The organism is Plantactinospora sp. CA-294935 (assembly GCF_050936445.1).
GTDB lineage: Bacteria > Actinomycetota > Actinomycetes > Mycobacteriales > Micromonosporaceae > Plantactinospora.
The window spans coordinates 4,104,389-4,129,708 of sequence record NZ_JBNJMU010000001.1 but is presented as its reverse complement, the minus strand read 5'-3'; the positions used below and the strand labels follow the sequence as shown (position 1 = coordinate 4,129,708).

Below are 25,320 nucleotides of genomic sequence, written 5' to 3'. Positions count from 1 at the left end.
CCGGGTTCAGGTCAGATCAGGTTGAGTTCGCGGGCCCGGCGTACGGCGTCGCGGCGCCGGGTGGCGTCGAGCTTGCGGTAGATGTTCCGGACGTGCGTCTTGACGGTGTTGACCGAGAGCGAGAGCTCCGCCGCGATCTCCACATTGGACAGGATGCTCTGCAGGTAGCGGAGCACGGTCAGCTCCCGCTCGGTCAGCGGTTCAGCCAGCGGCGTTGCCGTTGGGGTCGCCGCGCCGCCCGTCCCGTCGGCGGCGTCGAGCAGCTCGTTCACCATCGGCCAGTACGCCGTACCCGAGTCGAGGTGGGCGGCGAGCAGGTCCCGTACCGGTGGATCGGCCCGGGTGAAGGGCCGCCGAAAGCCCTCCGGCTCCGCCAACCGCAGCACCTGTTCCAGGACGCGGGCGGCGCGGCGGTGGTCGCCGGTCATCCGGGCCGCGCTCGCGTCGAGCAGTCCGGCCGCCAGCCGCAGCGGAAGCGGCCCACCGGCCCCGGCCGGCGCCGCCCAGTCCGGCAGCGTACGCAGGACGGCCTGCGGGTCCCGCGCCCGCAGGTGGGCCCGGGACAGCGCCACCGCCACCGGCTCGACCGGAGCCGTTCCCCGCTCCAGCGCCGGAGTGAGCATGCCCCTGGCCAACTCGACGTCGCCGTGGTCGACCCACAGCTCCGCCTCGGCGGCGAGCAGCCAGTGCGCGAGTGGCTGCGCCTCGGCCCGGTCGCCGAGCCGGCGGCGGCTGGCCGCCAGCGCCTGGTGCGCACCGGTCAGGTCACCCCGGTCACGCAGCAGCCGAGCCTGGATGATGCCGGCCACTCCGTGCACGAGCGGTTCGTCGACGTACTCGGCGGCCCGGACGCCGAGTACCAGATGCGCGTCCGCATCGTCCGGCCGGTCCCGGTGCAGCGCGACGAGCGCCTGCGCGAGATACCCGTGTACGCCGTCGGCCGGCCGGACCAGCCCACCGAAGGGCGCCGTGCCGAGTGCCGCGCGGGCGGCCTCGTCGGCGCTGGTCAGCTCGCCCCGGATCGCCCGGGCGAGTGCCAGCCGGCCCAGGCAGAGCCGACGGGCCCGGGGCAGTTCCGCCCGGGTCGCCTCGGCCAGCCCGTCGGCGATCTCCGGCTCGACGGCGGTCGGGTCGCCCGTCCCGAACCGGATCGCCCCCGGCACCAGCCTGGCCACCGCTCTGGCCCGGAGTTCAAGGTCGTCCCGGTCGGAATCCCCGCCGTCGGCCGGCGCGATACCGAGCCGCCCCACGTCGGGCGGGTCCCCCAGACCGGAGCCCGCCGGGCCGGCCCAGCCCGCTGCGCCCAGGTCGGCTCGGCCGAGACCGAGGACGTCGGCCCGGGCCGAGCCGGGCAGGTCAGGACGACCCGGACCGAGAAGATCGGTCCGGGCAGCGTCCGGCAGGTCAGGACGACCCGGCTCCAGAAAATCGGTCCGAGCAGCGTCCGGCAGGTCAGGACGACCCGGCTCCAGAAAATCGGTCCGAGCAGCGTCCGGCAGGTCAGGACGACCCGGCTCCAGAAAGTCGGTCCGAGCCGAGTCGGGCAGGGTGAGCCGGCCGAGGTCGATCTGGTCGGCGTCCACGTATGCCTCGACATCGACGCCCACGACCGGGCCACCGTCGACGTCCGGCCGGGCGGCCGGGGCGGGGCCGAGCAGCGCGCCCGGGTCGACGGTCACCACCGCGACGTCGGCGTGACCGGCCAGCGGATCCGGGCGGCGGAGATCGTCGACCCCGGCTCGTACCGCCGGTTCGTCTCCGGCCGACTGGGCGGCGGCGAGCCGCAGGGCCGCCGCGATCCGCCGGAACCGGTGCCGGCGAGTCGCGTCGAGCAGGTCGCTGTGCTCGGCGGCCAGCGCGAGGTAGCCGGTGGCGGCGGTCGGCTCACCCCCGTCCAACCGGTCCGCGGCACAGGCCAGGCCGAGTTCCGGGTCGGCGCGGACCACCTCCGGGGGCGGCGCCGGCGGCGCCGGCCGGGTCGGGGCGTACTGGCCGTAGGGGACGAGATCCGGCCAGTGCCGCAGCAGCACGCCGATCGCGTACGGCCAGTCGTGCGCGGCGAGCGCGTGCCGGAGCGCCTCGGCCGGCAACTCGTTCGCGGTGAACCAGGTGGCGGCCCGACGGTGCAGCTCGGCCACCTGGTCGGCGGGGCGGCGGGCCAACTCGGACCGGAGCAGTTCGCCGAGCATCGGATGGCACCGGTACGCCGCCGGCCGGCCGCCGAGCGGGATCACGAACCCGCCGAGACGGTCCAGTTCGGACAGTACCCGGGCCGATTCGGTGCGCCCGGTCAGCGTGTCCACCAGCTCCGCGGAGAAGCCCTCGACCAGTGACGCCCGGCAGAGCGCCTCCCGGGCGTCACCGGAGAGGCCGGCGAGCAGTTCCTCGGTCAGATAGTCGCCGACGTCCGGATGTTCTCCGGTGAACTCGTCCACGAACCGGGCCGGGTCGGGGTGGCCCGGCAGGGCGAGCGCGGCGAACCGCAGGCCGGCGGGCCAGCCCTCGGTGCGGTTGACCAGCCTGCGGGTCTGCTCCGGCGGCAGTGGCTCCCCGTACGCGGAGAACAGGTCGGCGACCTCGTCGGGGCGGAACGCCAGGTCGGTGGCGCGGATCTCGGTCAGCTCCCCGCTGAGCCGCCAGCGGTGCAGCGCGAGCCCGGGGTCGGTACGGCAGCCGATCACCAGCCGCAGCCGGCCGGCCGTGTGCCGGAGCAGGAACTCCAGCCCGCTGGAGACCTCGGGGTCGTCCACCTGGTGCAGATCGTCCAGGATCAGGGTCGCCGGCCCGGTACGCCGGGCCAACTGCTCGGCGAGGGACTCCAGCCCGTACCCCGGATCCGGTTCGTCCGGTTCCTGCCCGTCGACGGCCGGACGCAGCGCCGCGTACAGATATGACCAGAGCCGTGCCCCGCCGTCACCCGGCTCCAGCGAGAGCCAGCCCACCGGGCCCCGGTCGGGGCTGTTCCCGGCCCGGCGGTCCGTGGCGTTGCGAGCCCGGCACCAGGAACTCAGCAGCACCGTCTTGCCCCAGCCGGCCGAGGCCGAGACCAGGGTCAGCGGGCCGGCCGTCCCGAGGTCGAGCAACTGGAACAGCCGGGGCCGGGGCAGCAACACCGCCCCGGAGCGCGGCGCGGCGGCCAGCTTCGCGGTGAGCAGCGGCGGCGCCGAACGCCCCGCCCCGCCGCCCGGGCCGGCGGCTGTCCTGTCGGTGGCCGGCGCACCCGTTCCGGCCAGTTCCTCGATCCGTTCCAACAATGTCCCACCTCCCGCGGCCCGTCCCGACGCGACGGCCCGAGGCGGATACCCGGCCCGTCGCGGTTCACCCCTTGCGGACGACCCTGGTTCACCCGGCACCGCCGGACGATGACGGCCCAGGTAGCGGAGATCGGGCACCGGCCCGGCGGCGAGCCTGCCCCGGGCCGTCGACCAGGCGCCACGCTCAGGCGTGACCGGCGGCCCGGCGCCGCGCTCCGACGTGACTGATGTGGGCGCGGCGTCGGCGCTCCGGCGTGACTGGTGTGAGCCGGCGCCGCGCTCAGGCGTGACCGGCGGCCCGGCGCCGCGCTCCGACGTGACTGGTGTGGGCGCGGCGTCGGCGCAGCGGCGGTCCGGCTCGCGGAAGGCGGGCCGGACCGCCGGCACGACCGCCTCGCCGGCCGGCCGGGGAGCCGCCTTCCCCGGCCGGCCGGCGGTCGTGCCCGATCGTCAGCCGTTCCTGGCTGTTCCAGCCGTTCCCGGCTGTCTCGCGGTTGTCGTCCGGCGGTCAGCCTCTCCCCGGCCGCCCCGGTGCGTTGTCGAGGTTGACGGGTTCAGTAGACGAAGACGCTCTTCGCCGGGAAGGTGAAGGACGGGTTGCTGCCGCTGAGCAGCATCGGCCGGCCGGTGCAGTCGTCGTTGACGTAGAGCAGGGCCGCCCGGCTGTTCGTGTTGATCCATGAGTGGGCCCGCTCGCCCCAGCCGTGCGCGACCAGGTCGACACAGGCCCCGACGGTCGGGTCCAGCGCGGAAACGGTGAACCGTGCTCCGTCGTACGAGGTCCCTTCGAACAGGCACAGTGCCCGGAGGAACTCACAGGTGCCACTGCTCGTCGCCGCCGCGTCTGCCGATGCCGGGGCGGCCGCTGCAGGCCCGGCGTACGCGCCACCGATAATTGCCGCGGTGGTCAGCGACAACAGTACTCGGAGACCATTCCGATAATTGACGCGCGATTTGCGCATGGTGTTTCCCCCTTTTCTGACCAACTCCAGGAACGATGGCGGAAGGCAGGGAGGGGTCCTGTCCGGTAAACCGGGTGCGGGTGTGTCGGGGTACGGCTCGACGTCGACGCCTCGGCTGCGGCACGGGGGGCCGGGTGTAACGCCGCAACACCCGGAACGCCTCGTACGCCCGCAGGCCGATGTGTCAACGTATCCGCAGGTGACGCCGTCTCGCCCAGCGCTGGTGGCGCTCGGAACGAAAGCGGTCGCCGGACCGCCCGATGCCGGCCCCTGACCGGCAGGCGGCGGCGCGGGCATACCCGGCGGTGGCCGTGGCCCGCGTGGTGTCAGCGAGTCATCGATCGGGTTCTTGCCCGGCACGCCATTGTGCGGAATCGAACAGCAAAATTCTCACACTCACGCGACGCCCCCGTACGCGGTCCTCGGTGGAGAAAGCAGGAATTGTCCCGGCCCAGCCATCAAACAGCGTCGATACCATAACACGGCACCCTGATGGCCACAACCAACCCGCAACCCGATTCGGCACCGTTTATGGCAACCGTTCTATAACCGCCCAAGGCCGACGTACGACTACGGCGATACAGTTTCCGGCCCGTTACGTATTTCTCGTACGCCGACCCCGACCCCGACCGGCGGCACGGGCGCGGGCCCGGCGAACTGGTCGCCGGGCCCGGGTCGGGGTCTTCGAGAGCGGGGTCGGTCAGGAGGGCAGACCGCCGACCTGGGTGTTGATCCAGGACCGGATGGAGGGCAGGTCACCGTAGATGGACGGCCCGGTCGCGCAGGTCGAGTTGTTGTTGCCCGCCCGGCTGGTCGCACCGATCAGGTTCCACCGGCCGTCGATGCTGCGCACCTGCGGGCCACCGGAGTCGCCGTAGCAGGCGCCGGCGTTCCCGTTCGTGTTGTTGGTGCAGATCTCGTACGTCCCGTTGATGCCGGAGCAGCGGCTGTCGGCCACGATCGAGGTGTCCAGCTCGTTGGCGACGGTCGGCGCCGAGCCGCAGCCCCGGACCGGGCAGGTCTGCCCCCAGCCGATGATCCGGGTCGCCGTACCGACCGCGCCGGAGGTGCTGGGGATGACGGCGGGGGCGTGGCTCACCGAACTGCCGAGCTGGAAGAGCTTCACGTCGATGGAGGGGTGGTTCACCGCCCGTACCACGCTGACCACGGTGCCACCGCTGGTGCGGTTGACGCTGCCTACCCGTACCGAACTCGGTGTCGGGCAGTGCTTGGCGGTGACCACCCAGTTGGCCTTGATCAGCGAGGCCGAGCAGCCCGAGGTGTAGACCAGGAACGAGTAGTTCTCCGACGCCGGCCGGCCGTTCACCACCAGCGTGCCGACACCGCCGTCGCCGTCGGTGGCTCCCGGCGCGGGCTCGCCGGAGGCCGCCGGCACGTCCGCGTACGCGGTCGACGGCGCCGCCGAGGCGACGGCCGGCAGGGACAGGCCGGCGGCGACCAACGCGGCCACCAGGCACGTACGGCGGACGAGTACGCGCGCCGGGTGCGGTCGGGACATGACTGACCTCCAGGGGTGTCGGAGTCGTGGTCAGGCAGCACACTAACGCTGGATAGATGGATGTAGATACATATCCCTTCTCCCCTACCACCGCACGATGCGCCGGGCGGGCCGGACCCGGCGGGTTGACCCTCGACCCGGTCGAGGGGGCAGAATGCCTGCTCATGGACGGGGGTGGCCGGCTTCTCGGCATCGGCGAGATGGCCCGGGCGAGCGGCCTGAGCATCAGCGCGCTGCGCTTCTACGACGGTGCCGGCGTGCTGGCACCCGCGTCGGTGGACCCCGGCACCGGTTACCGCCGGTACGCCCAGCGGCAGCTACCGGCCGCCCGGCTGCTGGCCGGCCTGCGCCGGATCGGGATGCCCCTGGCCGAGATCACCCGGATACTGGAGCTGCGCGGCTCGGATCCGGCCGCCGTGTCACGGCTGCTGGACGCGCACCTGCGCCGCCTGGAGGAGGGGCTCGCCGACGCCCGCCGGGAGGCGGCCCGACTCCGGGTACTCTGCGCCGCCGCCGAGCCGGAGGTCCGGCTGACCGTACCCGGACGGGAGCTGGCGGCGGCGGTCGACGCCGTCCGGTTCGCGGTCGGGGCGGATCCCGGGCTGCCGATGCTCGGCGGCGTGCACTTCGAGTTCGACCGGGACGTGCTCCGGCTGGTCGCCACCGACCGGTACCGGATGGCCGTCTCCGAGGTCTGCGCCGAGCCGGGCAACCTCGGTGACGGCGAAGCGGTGACCCGGGTGACCGCGCCGGTCTCGTTCGTCGACGCGGCCCGGGCGCTGCTGACCGGCGGCTGGCCGGCGACCCTCACCCTCGGCTCCGCCGCCGTCAGCCTGCGGGTGCGGGACCGGCGGGTCACCGGTACCCCGATGGAGCACGACTTCCCGGACTACCGCCGGTTGCTGCGCACCACGACCGGCGGGCCGGACCGACGCCGGGTGACCGTCGACGTGGTCGGGTTGCGCGAGCGGCTGACCGCCGCCGAGACCCGGACGGTGGTACGGACGGACGACGGCGCCCGCTGCGCGGTCAGCGTCCTCGCGATCGACGCCACGAACCGGCTGACCGTCTCCGCCGCCGAGACCCCGACCGCACCGACCGATCCGGTGGTACGGGTCGGAGTCGACCGGGAGTTCCTGCTCGACGCCCTGGACGCGGTCGGGGCGGGCCAACTGGTCCTCGAACTCGACGGGCCGATCCGCCCGCTGGCGGTACGCCGACTCGACGACGACACGGCCTTCTCCATCCTGATGCCGGTGCGGATCTGAGCGCCCCTCGGCTCGGTCGCTCCTCTTGGCTCAGTCGGTCCTTCTGGTTCAGTCGGTCCTTCTGGCTCGGCGGTCCTCCCGGCTCGGCGGTCCTCCCGGCTCGGCGGTCCTCCTGGGTCAGGCGTCCTCGCCCAGCTCGGTGAAGAGGGTCAGTTGCAGGTGACCGGGCGCCGTCAGCCGCGAGTTCAGCGAGTTCCAGGGCGTACGTGTCGGCTCGGCGATCACCGTCGCGCCCGCGTCGGCCAGGGTCGCGGTGACCGCCGGGGCGTCGTCGACCTCGAAGGCGACCCGGATGTGCCCGGCCACCCGGCGGCCCACCTCGACCTCGTCGATGTACTCGGCGTGCCCCGGATCGGTGATCTCCAGAGTGGCCCGACCGGCGTCCAGGATCGTGACCCGGCCGTCCGGCGAGGAGAAGGCGGCCTGCTCCGGCAGGCCCAGCACGTCACGGTAGAACCGGAGGGCCTGGTCGTAGTCGTCGGCGGTGACCACCAGCCGGAGTTGCCGGACCGGAGACGGCTCATTCATCGCCCCAGTCTGGCACGCGGTCCCGGCACGCTGATCCGGCCCGCGGTCCCGGCACGCTGATCCGCCGCGAGCGCCCGCGTATCGCCTTCACCACGGCCGCGTGCTGACGGCGACCGCACACCGGGGACACGCGGAGCGGCCGAATGGCCCGGTCAGGACGAGTTGATCACCTACAGTAGCTAGATGGCTTTTGTCCGGTTCAACCCGATAGTCTCGGGGCGGGCACGCCGCCGGGCCGGTGCCGCGCTGGTCGTACTCGGCGGGATACTCGTGCTGACGGTGGTGGTGGTCAACGACGCGCCCGAGCCACCGAGGACAGTCGACCGGCCACGGGCGGCGGAGCAACACCTGCCGACCCCGGTCGCCCCGGGCACGCCGCCGAGCACCGAGCCGACGCCGCCCGCGGCGCCACCCCCGGCGCATCTGCCGGTAGTCGACTACGGCCCCGCACCGGGCGGCTTCCCCGAGGACCCGACTCCGATGTCGACGGTACGGCTCGGCGAGGGCCTCCGGCCGATCCGCCGGGTCGCCGCGTACGACGCGCCGGGCGGCCGGCCCCGGGCCTTCCTCGCACCCGCCATCAGCGGGGTGCCGGTGACCATGCCGATCGTGACGCGCCGGACGGGCTGGACCGCCGTGTTGCTTCCGTCGGCGAACCGGACCATCGCCTGGGTGCCGCCCGGGCCGTGGAGCACCGTGGAACTGCGCGACCTGCTCGTGGTGGTCCGGCAGGCGCACCGGCTGTACTGGTATCGGGACGACCGGCTGGTCCGGTCCTGGCCGGTCAGCGTCGGCACCTCGGCCACGCCGACCCCGCTGGGCCGGACATTCATCCTCGGCCGGTCGACCCTGCCCGGCCGGGTGTACGCGGACACCGAGGTCTTCGCGCTCGGCGCCGTACCTGACGAACCGAATTCGGTACCGTCCGGGCTTCGCGGCGCGCACATCGGCCTGCACGCCTGGTACAACGCCCGCCAGCTCGGCCGCGACAACAGCAACGGCTGCATCCGGATAGCCCGGAAGGCACAGGAACTGCTGCTCGCCGAGATGTCCGCCGGCACCGAACTGCTGGTGCTCGACCGCTTCTCCGCTCCCGAGCGGCTTCCCGGCCCCGGCCCGGTCCCCGTGGTGGCCCGCTGACCGCTTCGGACGGCGCCACCCCGGAGGACGACTCCTCCGGACGATCGGCCGGTGGCGGCTCGGCTGGAGCGGCACCGGCGGCAGCCGCAGCCCCCGGGGTGAGGTCGTTCGAGCTGCCCGACGGATGCTCTGGCGCGCCCGATCCGGCCTACAGGTCGCGGCGCATGCAGACCCGGGGCCACCGGTCCAGGCCGTGTGCCGCCTCGCGGGCCCGGATCGCCGCCAGCCCGGGGGGCAGCTCCCGCTCGTCGAGGACGACGAATCCGCACCGGGAGTAGTACGGGGCGTTCCACGGCACGTCGGTGAAGGTGGTCAGGGTCAGCGCCGGTACCCCGCTCGCCGTGGCGTGCGCGGCGAGGCGCTCGATCAGTTGCCGGCCCACGCCCCGGCGGGCGACCCGGGGATGCACCGAGACCTGTTCGACGTGCAGGTTGCCGTCCACCGGCTCGGCGACCAGATAGCCGACCGGCAGGTCGTCGGCGTCGACCGCGACCCAGGCCAGGCCGGCGCGCTGATGCCGGGCCAGCTCCTCGACCGACGGTGGTTCGTCGTCGGCGATCTCCGGCATCCCGATGTCCCGGAAGGCCCGTCCGGCGGCCCGCTCGATGTCCCGCAGCCCGGGCAGGTCCGGCTGACGGGCCGGTCGGATCCGCATCGGGTCATCCTCCCGGCCCGGCCAGCGGGCGACCAGCGATATTTCCGCCCGGGGTCACGTCCGGCCGTAGGTGACGAGGGCCGCGCCGGAGTCGAAGGTGCGGGTGTCGGTGACGGTGAGCGGGACCGGCTGGTAGGCCCCGCCGAACAGCGGGCGCCGTGAGCAGGCCGGCGGCCGGCCCGGCTTCATGATCAGTTCATCGGGTCGCCGGATCCGGTTCCGCACGCCGAGCGGTTGGCCGGAGAGGGTCGGACGGTACGCCGACGGGTCGGGCAGGGCGACTGACGAGGGCACAGTGCTGGCCCTCGGCCGGTCCACGCGACCCGGGGCGTACCCGAATCCCGATGGAGGAGATCATGCCGACCCGTACCCGGATCGCCGCCGGACTCGGCGCCTCGGTCGCCGCCGGCGCGGTCGCCCTGGCCGCCGGCCTCGTGCCCGCCCAGGCGTCCACGCCGACCGTCGTCGCCCCCGCCCCCACGCCGAAGCCGGCCGTGGTCGCCGCCGAGCCGCCGGTCCTCTCGGCCACCCTGACCCGCAGCTACGACGCCTTCGACGCCAACCAGGGCGTCGCCGTCGACGACCGGTACTTCTACGTGGTCGACAATCGCAGCATCACCAAGCACGACAAGGCGACCGGACGGCCGCTGCTCCAGTTCGCCTCGAACTCCGGCGGCCCGATCATCCACCTGGACAGCGGTGTGGTGGTCGGCAACCGGCTCTACGCCGCGCACTCCAACTACGACGAGTCGCCGATGGAAAGCTCGATCGAGGTCTTCGACACGAGGACGATGCGGCACGTCGAGACGTACAGCTTCGGGATCTTCCGGGGGTCGCTGACCTGGCTGGACCGGCACGACGGGGCGTGGTGGGCCGGGTTCGCCAACTACGACGAGATCGCCGACGGCGAGACCGAGCCGTACGGGGAGACGTACAACACCCAGGTGGTCAAGCTGGACGACAGGTTCCAGGTCGTCGAGGCGTGGACGATCCCGAAGCCGATCCTCGACCGGTTCACACCGATGAGCAACTCCGGTGGCTCCTGGGGGCCGGACGGCCGGCTCTGGCTGACCGGCCACGACCTCGGTGAGGCGTACGTGCTGCGGCTGCCGTCCGCCGGCTCCGAACTGGAGTGGGTCGGCACGGTCACCCTGCCGGGCGTGGAGGGCCAGGGCATCGCCTGGGAGCACTCGGGCACCCGGTCGAAGCTCTGGACCATCAAGCGCTCCACCAAGCAGGCGTTCAGCTTCACCGTGCCGTTCCGGTCGATCGCCAACCCGACGACGCCGACCTGGCAGGTCCTCGGCCCCGGCAACTTCCAGCAGTGACCACCCTCCGCTGACGGTATGCCGGAGCCACGCACCTCGATCGGCGCCAGCGGCGGTCGGCCGAGTCAGTACGGGAACGGCACCGCCTCCTCCGGACCCGCGGCCAAGCTGGTGAAGGTGGTGATGTGCCGAGCGGTGCGGTTGACGCACAGGTAGAGGTGGCAGCCGGCCGGGTCGAATCGGAACGCCACGGGCTGGCCGGCGTACCGGTCGCCGAGGTGGGTGAGCAGGGGCAGCGGGTCGTCGAGCCGCGCGGGCTCCGGTGACGACGGGACCGGGATCGGATATCTCGGGTCGGCCGGCACCGCCTCGGCCAAGGCGAGATCGAGGCAGTCGAGGCAGTCGGCGATCGCCGTCTCGACGGTGGGATGGGTCGGCAGCTCGGGTACGCCCATTGGCAGGGCTGGTGCGTTGAGTTCGACGCGCCAGCCCTCGCCGTGCAGCCGGAGTGGATCACCCTGGTTGAGCCGATGGTTCTGCACGGTCACGGTGACAACCAGGCCGAGGCCGAGGGCGAGCCGGATCAGGTCGGCCAGCGGCGGCACATCGGGTCGGGCGGCCCGAACGAAGCGCCGTGCGCCCGGGTGACCGCGACTGGCGTACCCGACGTAGTGGGCCAGCGGGTCGGCGTCCGGGTCGGGCAGGGTGACGATGCCGTCCCGGAGGTCCTGGTCGACGCCGCCACCACCGTCCAGCTCGGCGAGGTCTTCGGGGCGTACCCGAAAGGCGCCGGCCCAGCGTGCCAGGCGGTAGCGGCCGGGAAGCTGGACCACCGGCTGCCCGGTCGGCTGGCTGCCGACCGGCTGGGCCGGCGGCGGCTGCCCGACCTCCCAGTTGAGGTGGAGGACCTGGTCACGCAGGTTGCTGAGCGTGACGACGGCACCGAGGTAACGGCGGCGGGTGCCGCCGCAGGCGTGACAGGGCAGCACCGAAGCACAGCGACCGGCGCCATGGCACCGGAGACACCCGGCTTCGGCGGGCCGGCCGCCGAGGGTGCACTCGCAGGGCCGTAGGCCGGTGGCCGGGTCGCAGTCGGCGCAGTCGACGTACGGGATGGGGGTGCCGCGCCAGTGCGGGGCCGGCGGCTCCCAGTTGCGCCGCAACGTGCCGGCGGGCCGGGGGCTGAACCGCCCGGTGTGCCGGTCGACCTGCGACTCGGGCACGGCACCCGGACGCAGCCCGGTGTACCACCAGGCGCCGTTGCGCCAGATCCCCTGCGCGCCCGGCATCTCCTCGCCGGTGGCCGGAACGACGCAGCCGCCGAGGATCCGGCGTTCGACCTGCCCGACATCGATTCCGGAGATGACGTCGACGGTGGCCGGCCGAGCGACCCCGTCCGGGCCCGCAGAGCGGACGAAGTGTGCCGGCGCGGCGACCCGGCGAGCGGCCAGCAGCCCGACCGCCCGCTCGACGGTGGTGACGGCGACCGCCGTGGGCAGGTCGGTGAAGGCGGCCGGCTGTTCCGGAGGTGCCGAGCCGGGTAGCTCGTATCGCACCTCCCAGCCGAAGCTCTCGGCGGCGCCGGGGAGCCGACGCGCCTCGACCACCAGGTCGAGGCAGAGCAGGCCGGCGATCGCGCAGAGCCGGGTGAGCTGCCGATCCGGGTCGGGCGCCGGCCGCGCGGTGGTCCGGCCGAGGAAGACCTGCCACGGGGTACGCGTCCAGCCGGCAATCGCCGCCGTCTCCAGGTCGTGCCGCTGCTCGGTGGCCAACTCGGGCCGCCACCGGGCAGGCAGCGGTACCAGCCGTTCGCCGACCGGCTCGGTCGGGGCGGTGACGTGGTGGACGCTGCCCGCACCGACCGACGCGGCCAGGTGGCGCAGCAGCGGGGTCAGCGCGAGGTGCCAGCCACCGCCGGGCGCCGGGCGGGGTTCGAGCACTCCGGGTACGACCTCCGCCGAGGCGACCGCTCCGGTGTCCAGGTTCGCCACCGTGAGGACGAGTTGAGCCCGAAGGGACCCGTACTGGCCACAGGCGGAGCAGGCGTAGCTGGCGGTACGGCAGTCCGGGCAGGGCACCACCAGGGGTGTGGCGGTCACCGGCCCACCGCCGTGCAATCGTTCGGATGGTCGGCCCGCAACGCACAGCGCCGGCCGCCGGTCAGCAGCCGGTCGCAGAAGACCCGGTGCCGTACGCCCTGGTTGTCCTCTTCGGAGAGGGTCGTCTCCGGCACGTCGACCTGGGACAGGAAGGCCAGCGAACGACCGGCGGTGCGGGCGAAGAGCTTCGCCGCGTCCAGGCTGTTCGCGGTGAACGGCAGATGCAGGACGAACCTCGGCCGCTCGTCCATCACCGGCCGCCCGGCGGATCGGGGGCGGTAGTCAAGCCGCGATCTATGTTGGACAACGTACTCCTTCTTTCATCGTCAGCATGGAACGCTTCGGGAACTGAGAGGGGCGGCCCGTCGGGAGGCCGATGTCGGGAACGGGCCGCCCCTGACGCACCTGCCACCGCAGCCAATCGGCGAGTACGGCAGCAGGGCAGGCGGAAATGAGCACGCGCTTCACCACGCCACGCGGTCGGTGGAACGGTGGCGCAATTCGTGATGGTGCGGGGTCGCGGAGCTACGCGCGCCCGTGGTAGATAACTCCGGTAAGTCGCGATGAATCAGCGGTCCAACCTGAAAAGACGACTCGGCATCACCTCCTCTATCGACAGGTTGTCAGGGGCCGCCGGGCGGGAGTAACCCTTCCCGCTCGACCTTTCCGCGACGACCCGCACCGATTCGGCAGAGGAGACAGATCATGGTGGTGACGCAACATCGGCCCTTCATCCGTACGCTCCGGGCACAGTGGCTCGGCCAGCGGCTCCGGGAGCTGCGCGAGCAGCGCGGCATGAGCCTGGAGCTGGTCGCCGAGCACCTGAACCGGGACCGGTCGGCGCTCGGCCGCTACGAGCGGGCCGAGTGGCCGATCCAACGCCACGACGTGCTCGCCCTGCTCGACCTGTACGGCTTCCACCGCGCCACCGAACGCGCCCAACTGCTCACACTCGCGGAAGAGGTGTGGCGCACCGACCGCTGGACCGACAACTACGGCGACCTGGTCGATTCTTCCTTCATCGACTTCCCGTGGCTGGAGTCCCGCGCCAACACGGTCTGCTCGTATCACGCGATGCTCATTCCCGGGCTGTTCCAGCTACGGAAGTACGCCGAGCTCGTGATCAGATGCTTGGAGGGACCCAACAGCACGGAAGACAAGGTGTCCCGGTGGCTGGAGCTTCGGATGGAGCGACAGGGCGTGCTTGAACGACCAAATCCGCCAGCACTCGAAACGATCATCGACGAGTCCGTGCTTCGCCGTCAGATCGGCGGCAGTGCTCTTCTTCGAGCACAACTCCTCCACCTCGGAAACATCGCGCAACGACCGAAGGTCGAGATCAGGGTGCTGCCAACCCGGGTATGGCTACACCCCGGACTCGAAGGCTCGTTCTGGCTGTTCCGGATGCCCAAGCCGTACCCTGAGGTGGCCTACCTTGAGGGGTTGGCCGGCCAGATGTACTTCGAATCACCGAAGTCCGCCAAGTACCTCGACGCGTACGATCGCCTTCGGGAGGCCGCGCTCGGTCCACGCGAGTCGGCGCAGTTGATCGCAACGATCGCGGAGGAGGCGACATGAGTGAGAGCCTGCCGCCGGTGGCTTGGCACATCAGTAGCCGAAGCTCGGATGGCGGTGGCAGTTGCGTGGAGGCGGGACCGGTACTCGACGGGTCGGGGCGGGTGGCGCTGCGGCACAGCAAGGCACCGGACGCGGCGACCATCGTCTACACCCGAGCCGAGTGGGACGCCTTCGTCGCCGGAGTCAAGGACGGCGAGTTCGACTTCAGCACCCCCGCTTGACCGGATCGATGCGGTGGCACGCTCCGGCCCCACCGGCCGGGGCGCTCGCCGTTTCGCCGCACATGCCGTTGCCGGCGTCACCTTCAGGGCAGCACCTGATCGACAGGCTCCGATAGCCTGCGACAGGCGGTGGGGATCGAAATCGACTGCGAATCGTCCTGGACAGTGGATGGTGCTGGTGAGCGTTGACGAGGTGAAGGCGACCATCAGACGAGGGATGGAAACGTGATCCCGACGATCGGCCCTGAACTGCCCGAGTACGTCCGGACGCTGGTCCGGGGCGACCGGGCGGCCAACGACCGAATCGAGACACAACTCGACGCCTCGGGATGGAGCGACTTTCCGAGGTTCCTCGCTGCCCTCTTTTTCCTCGCGGTAGACCAGAGCAGGAGCGAGAGCACCGGGCCACCGACGAAGAGCGCGGCCTTTTGCCCCGGACCGAGTCCGCCGAGCAGGCCGGCTCGCGACCGCGCCACCCCGACCGGGTACGTCGTCCCGGTGGGCGGCTGGTGTATCGGTTGCTGCTGTCCATGCGGATTGGCGGAGGGCTCATGCGGTTGATAGGTCACCGGAGCAGTCTTGGCCTACAGTTAGATCATCCATAGTGGTCGACTGGCGACACTTCGTGACGCCAACCGGTCCCGGTGGTACGCACCGATGGATTGGACGGATGGCCAGGAAGCTTCGGTTTCCGCCGTACGTGGGAGCACCGATCGTCGAATCGCCATGCGGACCCGGACGGGGACGGGCCGTTCCGCCGATGATCGTGCCGCAAGTACGATCCATGCCACCGTCGCGAGACGAGCCGCGTAGGAGCAGCCGATGATCACCGATGCAACGCTCGCCCGCATCAACGAAGGCGTGCAGTTGCATCATCATCAAGGCCAACCTGAGGCTGCTCGCGACTTGTTCGCACAGATCTGGGACGAGATCGGCGGGGAGCGGGGCGATCCTCTGCACGTTTGCGTCCTCGCGCACGCGATGGCCGATGTGCAGGACGACGTCCACCAGGAGCTGGTCTGGGATCAGCGAGCGCTGGCGGCGGCCGACCTGCTCACCGATGCCCGGGTAGCGGAGGCTGGGGTGATGCTGCCGGTCGCCGGTTTGTATCCGTCGTTGCACCTCAACCTGGGTGAGTGCTACCGCAAGCTCGGCGACCTCGGCCGTGCCCGCGAGCACCTCCAGCGTGCGCAGGCGGGGATCGGCGCGCTTGGCGGTGACGAGTACGCACAGCTCATCAAGGGCGGCCTGGATCGGCTGGCGCGGCTGCTGACCTCCGAGTAGGCACGCGCAGCCGAAGAGACATCCTGCCCTTCCCCACACCGGGACGCTCGTCGTCGCGGCTGCCTCGCCCCAGCCTGAACCGCTCCTACCGGACCACCCGTTCCGGCGAACCCGTTCGACGCAGGCCGATCGCCCCGATGCAGAGCCAGAGGGCGTACGACCAGAGCGTCACCCGCTCGGCGAACCCGGCCGCCCGCCGAACACCCTGGCCCCGCCGCCCGCCGATCCCGGTCCAGCGAGGTTCCAGTCGGCGTCCAGTCCCACCTGGCAGCCTCATCGAAGTTGATAGATCGACATCTACGTCTACCGCTGAGGTTGGGTCGGCCCGGTGAGCGAAGAGTCTGGCACGTTCGGCGTGTTGGTCCGGGGATACCGGGCCCGGGCCGGGTTGACCCAGGCCGCTCTGGCGACCCGGGCCGGAGTGGGCGTACGGACCGTACGCGATCTGGAGCACGACCGGGTGACGCAGCCGCAGCACCGGGTGTTGACCCGGCTCGCCGCCGCCCTCGACCTCTCCGCCGCCGAGCAGGCCCGACTCCGGTCCACCACCGCTGGCCGGCCGACCAGGCCGGACCGGTCGCTCCGGATCGACGTACTGGGTCCGCTGCGGATCCGGCACGGCGACCGGCCGGTCGACGTGGGACCGTTGAAGCACCAGCTCCTGCTCGGTCTGCTCGCCGTCCAACCGGACCAGCCGGTGCCGATCTCCGACATCGTCGACGTGCTGTGGGACCGGCCGCCGCGTAGCTGTCGCGGCCTGATCCAGACGTACCTGACCAGGGTGCGCCGGCTCGTCGGCGCGACGTACGCCGGCCCGGCCACCCCGGTCATCGTCCGCGACCGCCACGGGTACCGACTCGCGTTGCCGGCCGACCGGGTCGACGCGGGACGCTTCCGGGCACTGGCCGAACGGGCCACCCGGGCGCACCGCCGGGGCCAACTGGACCGGGCGGTCGAGCTGTTCTCCGCCGGGCTGGCCTGCTGGCGCGGACCGTTGCTGGCCGGCGCCGGACCCGCGCTGCTCCGGCATCCCGCCGCGACGGCCCTGTCCCGGCACCGGTTGGACTGCGTGCTGGCCCTGGCCGACCTCGCCTTCTCCACCAGCGCCGCCGGTCGGGTGACCACGCCGCTCGCCCAGGTCGCGGAGGTGGAGCAGTTGCACGAAGGGTTGCACGCCCGGCTGATGCTCGCCCTGGCGGGTACCGGACAACAGGCGAGCGCGCTGCGGCTCTTCGGCCAGTTGCGCGAACGGCTCGCCGACGAACTCGGGGTACTGCCCGGCGCGGAACTCCGGGCGGCGCACCTGCGGGTGCTGCGCCAGCAGGTACCCGGCGCCGACGGCCGCCCGGCGTGACGGTCAGGAGTTGGAGATCACGTACGCGTTGGGCGAGGAACTGCCCCAGTTGACGACGCAACTGCTCACGTGCACGGGTCCGTAGACGATCCGCCAGCCGCCCGGGATGGGCGAGAACTGGCACACCGTCAGGGACGAGCCGGCGGGCATTCCCTCCGCCTGCTGCACGAAGAGATAGCTGGCCCGGGTGCTCGGGTCGCAGATCCCGGCGTACGCCAGCACGACCCAGCCGGCCGGCACGCTGCCACAGGACCAGCGCTGATCACCGGGTGCCGCCTGAGCCGGCGCCGGTGGCGCGACCAGTACGGCTCCGATGACTGCCGCGGTCAGTACGGCGAGGATCCGACGCATCTTCCTGCTCCCATCGCCCGGGGTGTGCGGTACCCCCGCAACGCTATGGGCCGGCGCAGGGCGTACCTCGGGTAGCGGGGCATGCGCCGCGCCGGCCCCGGCCCACCGCGCCTGGCCTGGGCGGACCCGGGCCGCACCGCACCGGCGACCGGCAGAACCGGCAGAACCCGGCACGCCGCCGGAAGTGCCGACGGACGGCAGGGCCGACGGACGGAGGTGCCACCGGACGGCAGGGCCACCGGACGGCAGGGCGGGCGTCAGTTCGTCCGGTCCGCCGCCCGGCGTTGGTAGCTTGCTAATGGTCAAGACGCGAGCAAGCATCAGGGGGACGCCAGTGCTCGTCATCGCCCACCTCAGCGACACACATCTCGACAGCTCTCCCCGGTCGGCCGAGCGGACCGCCCGGGTGATGGACTACCTGCACGCCCTGCCCCGACCGGTCGACGCGATCCTGGTCACCGGGGACATCGCCGACCACGGCGAGGTGGCCGAGTACGAGACCGCCGCGAAGCTCCTCGCCTCGCCGCTGCCGGTGCTGACCTGCCCCGGCAACCATGACGTGCGGGACGCGTACCGGAAGGGTCTGCTCGGCGACGCGCGCGGCGGGACCGGCCCGATCAACAGCCGGCACGACGTGGCCGGTGCCGTCTTCCTGCTCGCCGACTCGTCGGTGCCCGGCCGGGACGACGGGCACCTCGACGCGGAGACCATGGGTTGGCTCGCCGACGAACTGACCGCGACGCCGGCCGGGGCGCCGGTCTTCGTCGCCTTCCACCACCCACCGGTCGCCCTGCACCATCCGGTGATCGACCCGATACGCCTGCTGCCGGCCGAGCCGCTGGCCGAACTGCTCGGCACCCATCCGCAGGTCGTCGCGGTGCTGACCGGGCACTTCCACACCTCCGCCGCGAGCACCTTCGCCGGCCGGCCGCTCCGGATCGCCCCCGGGGTCGTCTCCACGCTCCGGCTGCCGTGGGAGGGCGACGGGCCGCTGGTCGACCTGGCCCAGCCGCCCGGGGTGGCGTTCCACGTCTACGACGACGCGGGACTGCTGACCACGCACTACCGGGTGGTGGTCTGAGCCGTGCACGGCATCGCCGTACTCGGCTTCCTGGCGGCCGTCGCGCCGATCACCGCGACCCCGGGCACCAGCCTGACCCTGGTCGTCTCCCGGGTCGCCGCCGGCGGGCGCCGGCAGGGCTGGTGGGTGATCCTCGGTACCCTCACCGGCCTCTACGTGCACGCCGTCCTCGCCGCCGTCGGGCTGGCCGCACTCGTACTCCGCTCGTCACAGGCGTTTCTGCTGGTCAAGCTGCTCGGGGCCGGCTATCTGGTCGGCCTCGGAGTGTGGCTGCTCTGGTCGGCGACCCGCCGCCGTCCATCGAGCACCTCGGACGGGCCGTCGAGCACCTCGGACGGGCCGTCGGCGCCCCGGAGCCGGCGGCTGCCGTGGCGGGGGCACCATCCGTACCTCCAGGGGTTTCTCGGCAACGTACTCAACCCGAAGGCGGCGGCGGTCTACCTGACCCTCGCCCCGCAGTTCCTCGACGTCGACGGTCCGGTGCTCATCCCGATGCTGGTGCTCGGCACGGCGCACGCGCTGCTCGCCGGCTGCTGGCTCGCCGGCTGGACCGCGATCTCGGGCGCGGCCGCCCGACTGCTGCGCACCGTACGGGTCCGCCGGGCGCTCGACCGGGCGAGCGGTGCGATCCTGGTCGGCCTCGGCGTCCGTACGGCGGTGAGCTGAGACCGCACCGCCCGGCGCTCGCGGCTGGCCGTGACACCGCGCGCCGCCCTATGTAGAGTTCCGGACATGGGTAGTGAGGTGCGGGTGACCACCGCCGTGGCGCGGGTGCTCGCCGCGTTTCTCGAAGACGCGACGACAGACCGCTACGGCCTAGACCTGATCGGCGCGACCGGGCTGCCCAGCGGCACCCTTTATCCGATCCTGGTCCGGCTGCAACGGGCCGGCTGGGTCGACTCGGCCTGGGAGCAGATCGACCCGGTCGAGGCGGGCCGGCCCGCGCGGCGCTACTACCGGCTCACCCCGGACGGTCTGGCCCGGGCCCGCACCGAACTGGCGCTGCTGCACCAGCAGCTCGGCGGCACCGCCCGGCCGGCCAGCCCGAAACCGAGACCGGCGTGAACCGGCCAGCCGACCCGGACGAGCCGGAGACCGGCGGACAGCCGCCGGCCGGCGTGGGCGAACCGGAGACCGGACAGCGGCCAGCCGACCCGGACGAACCCCCGACCGGCGCAGACGAACCGGAGACCGGCGGACAGCGGCCAACCGACCCGGGCGAATCCCCGACCGGGGGCAGGGGCGTGCCGGCGGTCGCCGACGCCCTGCTCCGGGTCGCCGCACGGCGGTGGCCCGCCGAGTTGCGGATGCTGCCGGAGTGGCGCGCCGAGCTGGCGGCGATCCGCGCCGATCCGGGCGGCGGTCCGGTGAACCGGGCCGTCCGGCAACTGCGGTTCGCGGTCAGCCTCGCCGGCTCGCCGCCGGCCGAGGACGGGCACGGCGTACCACGTGGCTGGCGGGAGGTGCTGCCCGGTGCCGGCAGGGCCCTGCAACCGCTGCTGGCGCTGCTCGGCGCGGTGCTGTTCTGCCAGGTGCTGATCGGTGTACTCGAGATGGTGGGCACGACCCTGTTGACCCTGACCCGGGGATACCCGGACGGCTCCGGCCCGTCCGCCGGCATCGACTGGGCCGGCAACGTCGCCTCGGTCGCCGGTCTCGCGACAGGGGCCGCGGTCGCCGGTTGGCTCGGCGGGTGGCTGGGCCGGCGGCTGCCGGTGGACCGGGCGCGGCACACCCGGCTCGGCGTGGCCGGCCCGGCGGTGCTGGCCCCGCTGCTGATGGCCGCCGGGGCGGTGGCCCTGCACCTGGTCGCACACTCCACCCCGGAACCGCAGCCGGGCGTCACCGTGCTGACCTCCGAGCCGATACCGGCGCTGCTGCTCTGGGGCGTACTCGTCGCACCGCTCGCCGGGGCGGCCGCCCGGCTCGTCCATCGTGGACGCCGTCGGGTGGCGTCACTGCTCGCCGTCGGGGGCGGGCTGCTCGCGCTCGAACTGGTCGCGGTGGTCGCCGGCCGGCACGCGGCGGTGGCGGAGAACCTGGATTTCGGTACCGCACCGTGGTGGTTCCCGCTCAGCCTGCTGGACCCGCACGGCAGCGGGGTCCGGTTCGGCCGGGTCGAGCAGGGCTACGTGGCGTCGGAGATGGTCGTAATGATCGTCGCGAACACCCTGCGCCCGCTGCTCGCCTGCACCGCGTTCGCGCTCTGCTACGGCATGGCGGCGGCCCGGACCCGGCGGCCCGTTCCGACGGGCGACGCAGCGGCCCCGGCCAGCGCAGCCGACGCCGCCAATCCGGCAACCGCGGTCGGCTCGCCCAGCGTCCGGACGCCGATCGGCCGGCGGTCGGGCTGGAGCCGGGCCGGTGCGGTGCTCCGCCGCTTCGGCGTGGCGGTCGCGGCGGTCGGGCTGGGCCTGTGGGCGTACGCGGCAACGGTCCTCACGCCGGGGCTCTCCGAGGTGGCGGCGGTCGACGAGGTGCAGAGCTGGGAACTGCACCTGTGGGCCCAGGAGCTGCGCGAGGCCGGGGTCGTGCTCGCCGTACTCGGGCTGCTGGTGGTGGCCGCCTCCCGTGGCGCGGTACTGCTGCCCGGGCTGTGCACCGCCGCGCTGCTGCTCGCCGTCGACTCGGTACTCGACGCCGCCGACCTCGCCCGGCCGGGTCTGCTGCCCGCGGTCTTCGGCGTCGGCGTGGCGGTGCTGTCGCTCGGCTGGTGGCTCGGCGGCGCCCTCGCCCGCCGGACGGAACGGGGTGACCGGGCGGCGGTTCCGGAGCACGTCGTACGGCGGCGGCTCGCCTGGGTGGCCGCGGTGGCCGCGTGCTGTGCTCCGGCGCTGCTGTTCCGGGCGAGCTGGCCGGGCGAGCTGACCCCGTCCGGGTACCCGATCGGGACCGCACTCACCGCCGCCGCGTTCGCGGTGCTGGCCGGGACGACCGCGCTGGCCGTACGCGAGAATCGGCTGCCGGTCGCGGTCGCCGCTCCCCTGGTCGGCGTGCCGGCGCTGCTGATGGCCGCCCTCGGCGCCCTCAGCGGCGGCGCCGCCGGGGAGGTCGGTTTCGCCGTCGCGCTCGGACCCGCCCTGCTGACCGTCGCGCTCGCCACCATGGTGCTCCGGCGGCGCCCCGGAGCCGTCTGGCGGTGGGCCGCCCTCGGCGCCGGCGCGGTGCTGCTCGGCCTGCCGTCGGCGTACGCGCAACTCGCCCTCGCACCGCTGCTCGGCGAGCCGTTGCTGCGGGCCGCGGACTACGGCCGGCCGGTCGACGGACTGCCCTACCTGACCGGCGCGGTGCTGCTCGCCGCCCTGCTGGCTGTGGTGCTCGCCACCCGGGTGGTGCCGGGCCCACCGACCCGAACGATTCCTGGACCCGGCCCGAACCCGCCCGAGACTTCACCTGCCCACTCGTACGCGGCTGACCAAGACGGTCCCTTCCGGGACGGGTGCGGACCTTCCGTACGCCCCGAGCCGCAAACTTCGGTCAAGAAACAGTGATCAACGGCATTACTCCGCCACCCCGGCCGCACAATCTAAGGACGTTCGACCTAAGTGGACGGGGGACAGGGCCATGACTCTTGATCCGAGCAACGTGACCTGGGGAATCAGCGCGTCGACCTTCCTGTCGGGCTATCTCCTCCTGGCAGTGGTGGTCGTCGGTCACGCGGCCGTACGGCGCCGGCAGATCATGGCCGGGCCGGAGAGCGTACGCACCTCGACGCTGACCGCCGGCCAGGTCGCGTACCTGAACGGCGGCAAGCGGTTGGCGATCTACACGGCCCTGGCCGCGTTGCGCAACGCCGGTGCGGTGGCGATCGGTCCCGCCCCGGACCGGTACCTGGAGGTCGCCGGGGACCGGCCGGCCGGGGCGAGCGGTCTGGAGGCGGCGATCCACCGGTTCGCGGGGCAGCGACGGCGCCCACGGGAGCTGTCGTACGACTCGGGCGTCTCGGCGGAGCTGTACCGGCTGCGTACCGAGCTGGAGGAGGCCGGGCTGATGCCGGGCGGCGAGGCCCGCCAGGCGCTGCGCGGCTCGACCTGGTTGCTGGGCTGCGTGCTGCTGTTCGGCGTACTCCGGTTGTTCGCCGAGGCCGCGACCGGCGCGCTCTGGCTGCCGCTGGTGCTCGTCCTGGTCGGGCTCGGCGCGGCCACCGTGCTGCTGGCACGCCGGCCGCCGGTGCGGACCCGAGCCGGCAACTGGGCGCTGGCCACCCTGCGCACCGAACACGCCCATCTGGCCCCGTCCCAGCAGCCGGCCTGGAGCACCTACGGCCCGACCGGCGCGGCGATGTCGGTCGCGCTCTTCGGCCCGGCGGCGCTCTGGGCGGCGGACCCGGAGTTCGCCGCCGAGGCCGAGATCCAGCAGCGGCTCGGGGTCGGCTCGGCTGGCGGGTCGGGCGCCGGCAGCGGCTACGCGTGCAGCGTGGGCGGGTACGGCTCCGACGGCGGTGGCGGGCACGGGTGCGGAGGCGGTGGAAGTAGCTGCGGGGGCGGCGGAGGCGGCGGAGGCGGTTGCGGGGGCGGCGGAGGCGGCTGACCCGCGGTGCCACTGACCGACCGCACAAGCCGGCCGCCGGGGTGGGGGGCCCGGGCCGGGCGGGCGGGTCAGTGCGGGGCTTCGGTGAGCCGGCGCCAGAGGAAGCGCAGCATCAGCGCCCACTTGAAGGCCAGTTGCGCGTTGTCGGCGGCGGCGCCGTGCCCGCCCTCGACGTTCTCGTAGTAGGAGACGTCGTAGCCGTACCCGCGCATCCGGGCGGCCATCTTGCGGGCGTGCCCCGGATGCACCCGGTCGTCCCGGGACGACGTGACGAGCAGGACCGGCGGATACGACCGCCCCGGCCGGACGTTGTGGTACGGCGAGTACTCGCGCAGGAACGCCCAGTCGGCCTCGTCGTCCGGGTCGCCGTACTCGGCCATCCAGGAGGCGCCGGCCAGCAGCAGGTGGTAGCGGCGCATGTCGAAGAGCGGCACCCGGGCCACCACCGCGCCGAACAGCTCCGGGAACCGGGTCAGCATCACCCCCATCAGCAGCCCGCCGTTGCTGCCGCCCTCGATGCCGAGCCGCGCCGGTACGGTGATGCCCCGGTCGACCAGGTCGGTCGCCACGGCGGCGAAGTCCTCGTACGCCCGGAGCCGGTTCTCCCGCAACGCCGCCCGGTGCCAGCGCGGGCCGTACTCGCCACCGCCCCGGATGTTGGCGACCACGTAACTGCCGCCCCTGGCCAGCCAACCCCGGCCGATGATGCCGCTGTAGCTCGGCGTCCAGGCCATCTCGAAGCCGCCGTACCCGGTCAGCAGGGTCGGTCCGGTCGGCTCCCCCGCCGGGCCGACCAGGAAGTACGGCACCCGGGTCCCGTCGGCGGACCGGGCGTGTAGCTGCCGGACCGCCATCCCGGCCGGGTCGAAGAACGCCGGGTCCCGCTTCAGCGTCTCGGCCGGCCCGCCGACCGTGCCGTAGTGCAGCGCGGTCGGCGCCAGGAAGCCGGTGCTGGCCAGCAGGTACTCGTCGCTGTGCTCCGGGTTGGTGTCGACGATGACCACGTGCCGCTCCTCGCCCGGTCCGGCGCTCTCCAGCAGCGGCCGCCGGTGCCAGCCGTCCTCGCCGGGCGTGCAGACCTCGGCCCGGCTCCGCACGTCGACCAGGCTGCTCAGGATCAGGTGTCCCCGGGTCCAGGCGTGCCGGCCGGGCGCGCTGTCCGGACCGGGCGCGAAGACCACGGTCAGGTCGCGCTCACCGGCGAGGAACCGGTCCAGCCGGGTGACCAGCACGGTTCCGGCGGGGTACGTCCGGTCGGCCACCGTCCAGTCCGAGCGGAGCGTGATCAGCAGCCACTCCCGGTGTACGTCGGTCTCGGCGTCCTCCGGCACGTCGATCCGGACCAGTTCGCCGTCGACGGTGCGCAGGAACTCCTCCCGGCGGAAGAAGTCCAGCCTGCGGCCGAGGAAGTCGCGGACGAAACCCGGGGTCGGGTCGTGCACCGCGTACACCGAGACGTCGTCGTCCCGGCCCTGGTAGACCACGGTGGCCTCGGCCAGTGGCGTACCCCGGCGCCAGCGCTTGACGATCCGGGGATAGCCGGAGGCGGTCAGCGACCCCGGGCCGAAGTCGGTGCCGACGTAGATGTGGTCGGCGTCGATCCAGCCGACGTCGCTCTTCGCCTCCGGCAGGGTGAAGCCGTCGGGCACGAAGGCCCGGGCCGCCAGGTCGAACTCGCGGACCACGCTCGCGTCCGAGCCGCCCCGGGCCAGCCGGATCAGGCAGCGCCGGTGCCCGGGCCGCTGCACGATCGCGCCCTGCCACGTCCACGGCTCGCCCTCGTCGGCGGCCAGCGCGTCGAGGTCGAGCAGCAGCTCCCAGCTCGGCTCCGCCCGGCGGTACTCGTCGAGGGTGGTACGCCGCCACAGCCCCCGGGGGTGGGCCTCGTCCTTCCAGAGGTTGTAGAGGTAGGTTCCGTCCCAATGCACGAACGGCACCCGGTCCGCAGCGTCCAGCACCTGGCGCAGCTCCGCCTTCAGCGTGCCGAACAACGGGTCGTCGGCCAGCGCGTCGCAGGTCTCCGCGTTGCGGGCCCGTACCCAGGCGGTCACCTCGGCGTCCGAGAGCGCCTCGAGCCAGCGGAATTCGTCGTCGAGATCCGGGGACACGCAGGGTTCCTACCACAGAAGGTGAACAAAGTTTCCGCTCAGTCAGATGGCGGATTGAACTTCCCGGCGCCGGAAAACGATCTAACTGAGGTGGGACGTTCTCGGCTCCAACCCGTACCG

At 72.9% G+C, this 25,320-nt stretch carries 22 protein-coding genes; 12 read left to right on the top strand and 10 right to left on the bottom strand.

The window, feature by feature from the left end; genetic code table 11:
• Positions 1-11: 11 nt before the first annotated feature.
• The 3 genes from ACQEVC_RS18480 to ACQEVC_RS18470 form a co-directional block, all read right to left on the bottom strand.
• The gene (locus ACQEVC_RS18480; RefSeq protein ID WP_432878993.1) at positions 12-3,251 is read right to left on the bottom strand and encodes a LuxR C-terminal-related transcriptional regulator; all 3,240 of its coding nucleotides are present in this window, start codon (positions 3,249-3,251) and stop codon (positions 12-14) included.
• A gap of 557 nt (positions 3,252-3,808) precedes the next feature.
• Entirely contained in the window at positions 3,809-4,171 is a 363-nt protein-coding gene (locus tag ACQEVC_RS18475; protein WP_432878990.1) for a peptidase inhibitor family I36 protein, read from the bottom strand.
• Between the two features lie 745 nt (positions 4,172-4,916).
• Positions 4,917-5,735 (bottom strand): S1 family peptidase, encoded by an 819-nt coding sequence (locus ACQEVC_RS18470; RefSeq protein ID WP_432878987.1) that lies wholly within the window; start codon positions 5,733-5,735, stop codon positions 4,917-4,919.
• Between the two features lie 164 nt (positions 5,736-5,899).
• Here ACQEVC_RS18470 and ACQEVC_RS18465 point away from each other — a divergent pair, with 164 nt between their 5' ends.
• Positions 5,900-7,003, top strand: a complete 1,104-nt coding sequence (locus tag ACQEVC_RS18465; protein ID WP_432891515.1) for a MerR family transcriptional regulator — start codon at positions 5,900-5,902, stop codon at positions 7,001-7,003.
• A 117-nt stretch (positions 7,004-7,120) separates the two neighbouring features.
• Here ACQEVC_RS18465 and ACQEVC_RS18460 read toward each other — a convergent pair whose 3' ends face one another.
• Positions 7,121-7,531, bottom strand: coding sequence for a VOC family protein (locus ACQEVC_RS18460; protein ID WP_318394177.1), 411 nt, complete (start codon positions 7,529-7,531; stop codon positions 7,121-7,123).
• 183 nt (positions 7,532-7,714) lie between these two features.
• Here ACQEVC_RS18460 and ACQEVC_RS18455 point away from each other — a divergent pair, with 183 nt between their 5' ends.
• Positions 7,715-8,671, top strand: a complete 957-nt coding sequence (locus ACQEVC_RS18455; RefSeq protein WP_432878983.1) for a L,D-transpeptidase — start codon at positions 7,715-7,717, stop codon at positions 8,669-8,671.
• 148 nt (positions 8,672-8,819) lie between these two features.
• On the opposite strand, the gene ACQEVC_RS18450 is transcribed toward ACQEVC_RS18455, so the two are convergent.
• Positions 8,820-9,326, bottom strand: coding sequence for a GNAT family N-acetyltransferase (locus ACQEVC_RS18450; protein WP_432878981.1), 507 nt, complete (start codon positions 9,324-9,326; stop codon positions 8,820-8,822).
• A gap of 54 nt (positions 9,327-9,380) precedes the next feature.
• Positions 9,381-9,620 carry a hypothetical protein gene (locus ACQEVC_RS18445; protein ID WP_432878978.1) on the bottom strand — a complete coding sequence of 80 codons (240 nt, stop codon included), beginning with the start codon at positions 9,618-9,620 and terminating at the stop codon, positions 9,381-9,383.
• Between the two features lie 50 nt (positions 9,621-9,670).
• On the opposite strand from ACQEVC_RS18445, the gene ACQEVC_RS18440 reads away from it, so the two are divergent.
• On the top strand, positions 9,671-10,654 hold the full coding sequence (locus tag ACQEVC_RS18440) for a hypothetical protein (protein WP_318394174.1): 984 nt from the start codon (positions 9,671-9,673) through the stop codon (positions 10,652-10,654).
• A gap of 65 nt (positions 10,655-10,719) precedes the next feature.
• Here the strand turns inward: ACQEVC_RS18440 and ACQEVC_RS18435 are convergent, their stop codons facing one another.
• Both ACQEVC_RS18435 and ACQEVC_RS18430 read right to left on the bottom strand, forming a co-directional pair.
• Entirely contained in the window at positions 10,720-12,693 is a 1,974-nt protein-coding gene (locus ACQEVC_RS18435; protein WP_432878975.1) for a hypothetical protein, read from the bottom strand.
• The gene (locus tag ACQEVC_RS18430; protein WP_432878973.1) at positions 12,690-12,944 is read right to left on the bottom strand and encodes a hypothetical protein; all 255 of its coding nucleotides are present in this window, start codon (positions 12,942-12,944) and stop codon (positions 12,690-12,692) included. Before ACQEVC_RS18430 ends, ACQEVC_RS18435 begins: the two co-directional genes overlap by 4 nt.
• 454 nt (positions 12,945-13,398) lie before the next feature.
• Here ACQEVC_RS18430 and ACQEVC_RS18425 point away from each other — a divergent pair, with 454 nt between their 5' ends.
• The 4 genes from ACQEVC_RS18425 to ACQEVC_RS18410 all read left to right on the top strand — a co-directional run bounded on the left by ACQEVC_RS18425 (position 13,399) and on the right by ACQEVC_RS18410 (position 17,130).
• On the top strand, positions 13,399-14,271 hold the full coding sequence (locus tag ACQEVC_RS18425) for a helix-turn-helix domain-containing protein (RefSeq protein WP_432878970.1): 873 nt from the start codon (positions 13,399-13,401) through the stop codon (positions 14,269-14,271).
• The gene (locus ACQEVC_RS18420; protein WP_432878968.1) at positions 14,268-14,492 is read left to right on the top strand and encodes a DUF397 domain-containing protein; all 225 of its coding nucleotides are present in this window, start codon (positions 14,268-14,270) and stop codon (positions 14,490-14,492) included. Before ACQEVC_RS18425 ends, ACQEVC_RS18420 begins: the two co-directional genes overlap by 4 nt.
• 822 nt (positions 14,493-15,314) lie before the next feature.
• Entirely contained in the window at positions 15,315-15,776 is a 462-nt protein-coding gene (locus ACQEVC_RS18415; protein ID WP_432878965.1) for a tetratricopeptide repeat protein, read from the top strand.
• A 328-nt stretch (positions 15,777-16,104) separates the two neighbouring features.
• Entirely contained in the window at positions 16,105-17,130 is a 1,026-nt protein-coding gene (locus ACQEVC_RS18410) for a BTAD domain-containing putative transcriptional regulator (RefSeq protein ID WP_432878963.1), read from the top strand.
• Between the two features lie 3 nt (positions 17,131-17,133).
• Here ACQEVC_RS18410 and ACQEVC_RS18405 read toward each other — a convergent pair whose 3' ends face one another.
• Positions 17,134-17,481 (bottom strand): hypothetical protein, encoded by a 348-nt coding sequence (locus tag ACQEVC_RS18405; protein WP_432878960.1) that lies wholly within the window; start codon positions 17,479-17,481, stop codon positions 17,134-17,136.
• Positions 17,482-17,815: 334 nt separating this feature from the next.
• On the opposite strand from ACQEVC_RS18405, the gene ACQEVC_RS18400 reads away from it, so the two are divergent.
• From ACQEVC_RS18400 to ACQEVC_RS18380, 5 genes are all read left to right on the top strand, one after another.
• A complete protein-coding gene (locus ACQEVC_RS18400) occupies positions 17,816-18,562 on the top strand; it encodes a metallophosphoesterase (protein ID WP_432878957.1) in 747 nt (248 codons plus the stop codon).
• 3 nt (positions 18,563-18,565) lie between these two features.
• The gene (locus ACQEVC_RS18395; RefSeq protein WP_432878955.1) at positions 18,566-19,228 is read left to right on the top strand and encodes a LysE family translocator; all 663 of its coding nucleotides are present in this window, start codon (positions 18,566-18,568) and stop codon (positions 19,226-19,228) included.
• A gap of 66 nt (positions 19,229-19,294) precedes the next feature.
• The gene (locus ACQEVC_RS18390; RefSeq protein WP_432878952.1) at positions 19,295-19,627 is read left to right on the top strand and encodes a PadR family transcriptional regulator; all 333 of its coding nucleotides are present in this window, start codon (positions 19,295-19,297) and stop codon (positions 19,625-19,627) included.
• Positions 19,624-22,053, top strand: coding sequence for a hypothetical protein (locus ACQEVC_RS18385; RefSeq protein ID WP_432878949.1), 2,430 nt, complete (start codon positions 19,624-19,626; stop codon positions 22,051-22,053). Before ACQEVC_RS18390 ends, ACQEVC_RS18385 begins: the two co-directional genes overlap by 4 nt.
• 73 nt (positions 22,054-22,126) lie before the next feature.
• Positions 22,127-23,092, top strand: a complete 966-nt coding sequence (locus ACQEVC_RS18380; RefSeq protein WP_432878946.1) for a TIGR04222 domain-containing membrane protein — start codon at positions 22,127-22,129, stop codon at positions 23,090-23,092.
• A gap of 68 nt (positions 23,093-23,160) precedes the next feature.
• Here ACQEVC_RS18380 and ACQEVC_RS18375 read toward each other — a convergent pair whose 3' ends face one another.
• The gene (locus ACQEVC_RS18375) at positions 23,161-25,200 is read right to left on the bottom strand and encodes a prolyl oligopeptidase family serine peptidase (RefSeq protein WP_432878943.1); all 2,040 of its coding nucleotides are present in this window, start codon (positions 25,198-25,200) and stop codon (positions 23,161-23,163) included.
• Between the last annotated feature and the right edge of the window lie 120 nt (positions 25,201-25,320).

Coding starts and splice junctions, on each gene's coding strand:
- ACQEVC_RS18470 (WP_432878987.1), bottom strand. CDS start 5,735: ATGTCCCGACCGCACCCGGCGCGCGTACTCGTCCGCCGTACGTGCCTG.
- ACQEVC_RS18465 (WP_432891515.1), top strand. CDS start 5,900: ATGGACGGGGGTGGCCGGCTTCTCGGCATCGGCGAGATGGCCCGGGCG.
- ACQEVC_RS18460 (WP_318394177.1), bottom strand. CDS start 7,531: ATGAATGAGCCGTCTCCGGTCCGGCAACTCCGGCTGGTGGTCACCGCC.
- ACQEVC_RS18455 (WP_432878983.1), top strand. CDS start 7,715: ATGGCTTTTGTCCGGTTCAACCCGATAGTCTCGGGGCGGGCACGCCGC.
- ACQEVC_RS18450 (WP_432878981.1), bottom strand. CDS start 9,326: ATGCGGATCCGACCGGCCCGTCAGCCGGACCTGCCCGGGCTGCGGGAC.
- ACQEVC_RS18440 (WP_318394174.1), top strand. CDS start 9,671: ATGGAGGAGATCATGCCGACCCGTACCCGGATCGCCGCCGGACTCGGC.
- ACQEVC_RS18430 (WP_432878973.1), bottom strand. CDS start 12,944: ATGGACGAGCGGCCGAGGTTCGTCCTGCATCTGCCGTTCACCGCGAAC.
- ACQEVC_RS18425 (WP_432878970.1), top strand. CDS start 13,399: ATGGTGGTGACGCAACATCGGCCCTTCATCCGTACGCTCCGGGCACAG.
- ACQEVC_RS18420 (WP_432878968.1), top strand. CDS start 14,268: ATGAGTGAGAGCCTGCCGCCGGTGGCTTGGCACATCAGTAGCCGAAGC.
- ACQEVC_RS18415 (WP_432878965.1), top strand. CDS start 15,315: ATGATCACCGATGCAACGCTCGCCCGCATCAACGAAGGCGTGCAGTTG.
- ACQEVC_RS18405 (WP_432878960.1), bottom strand. CDS start 17,481: ATGCGTCGGATCCTCGCCGTACTGACCGCGGCAGTCATCGGAGCCGTA.
- ACQEVC_RS18390 (WP_432878952.1), top strand. CDS start 19,295: ATGGGTAGTGAGGTGCGGGTGACCACCGCCGTGGCGCGGGTGCTCGCC.
- ACQEVC_RS18380 (WP_432878946.1), top strand. CDS start 22,127: ATGACTCTTGATCCGAGCAACGTGACCTGGGGAATCAGCGCGTCGACC.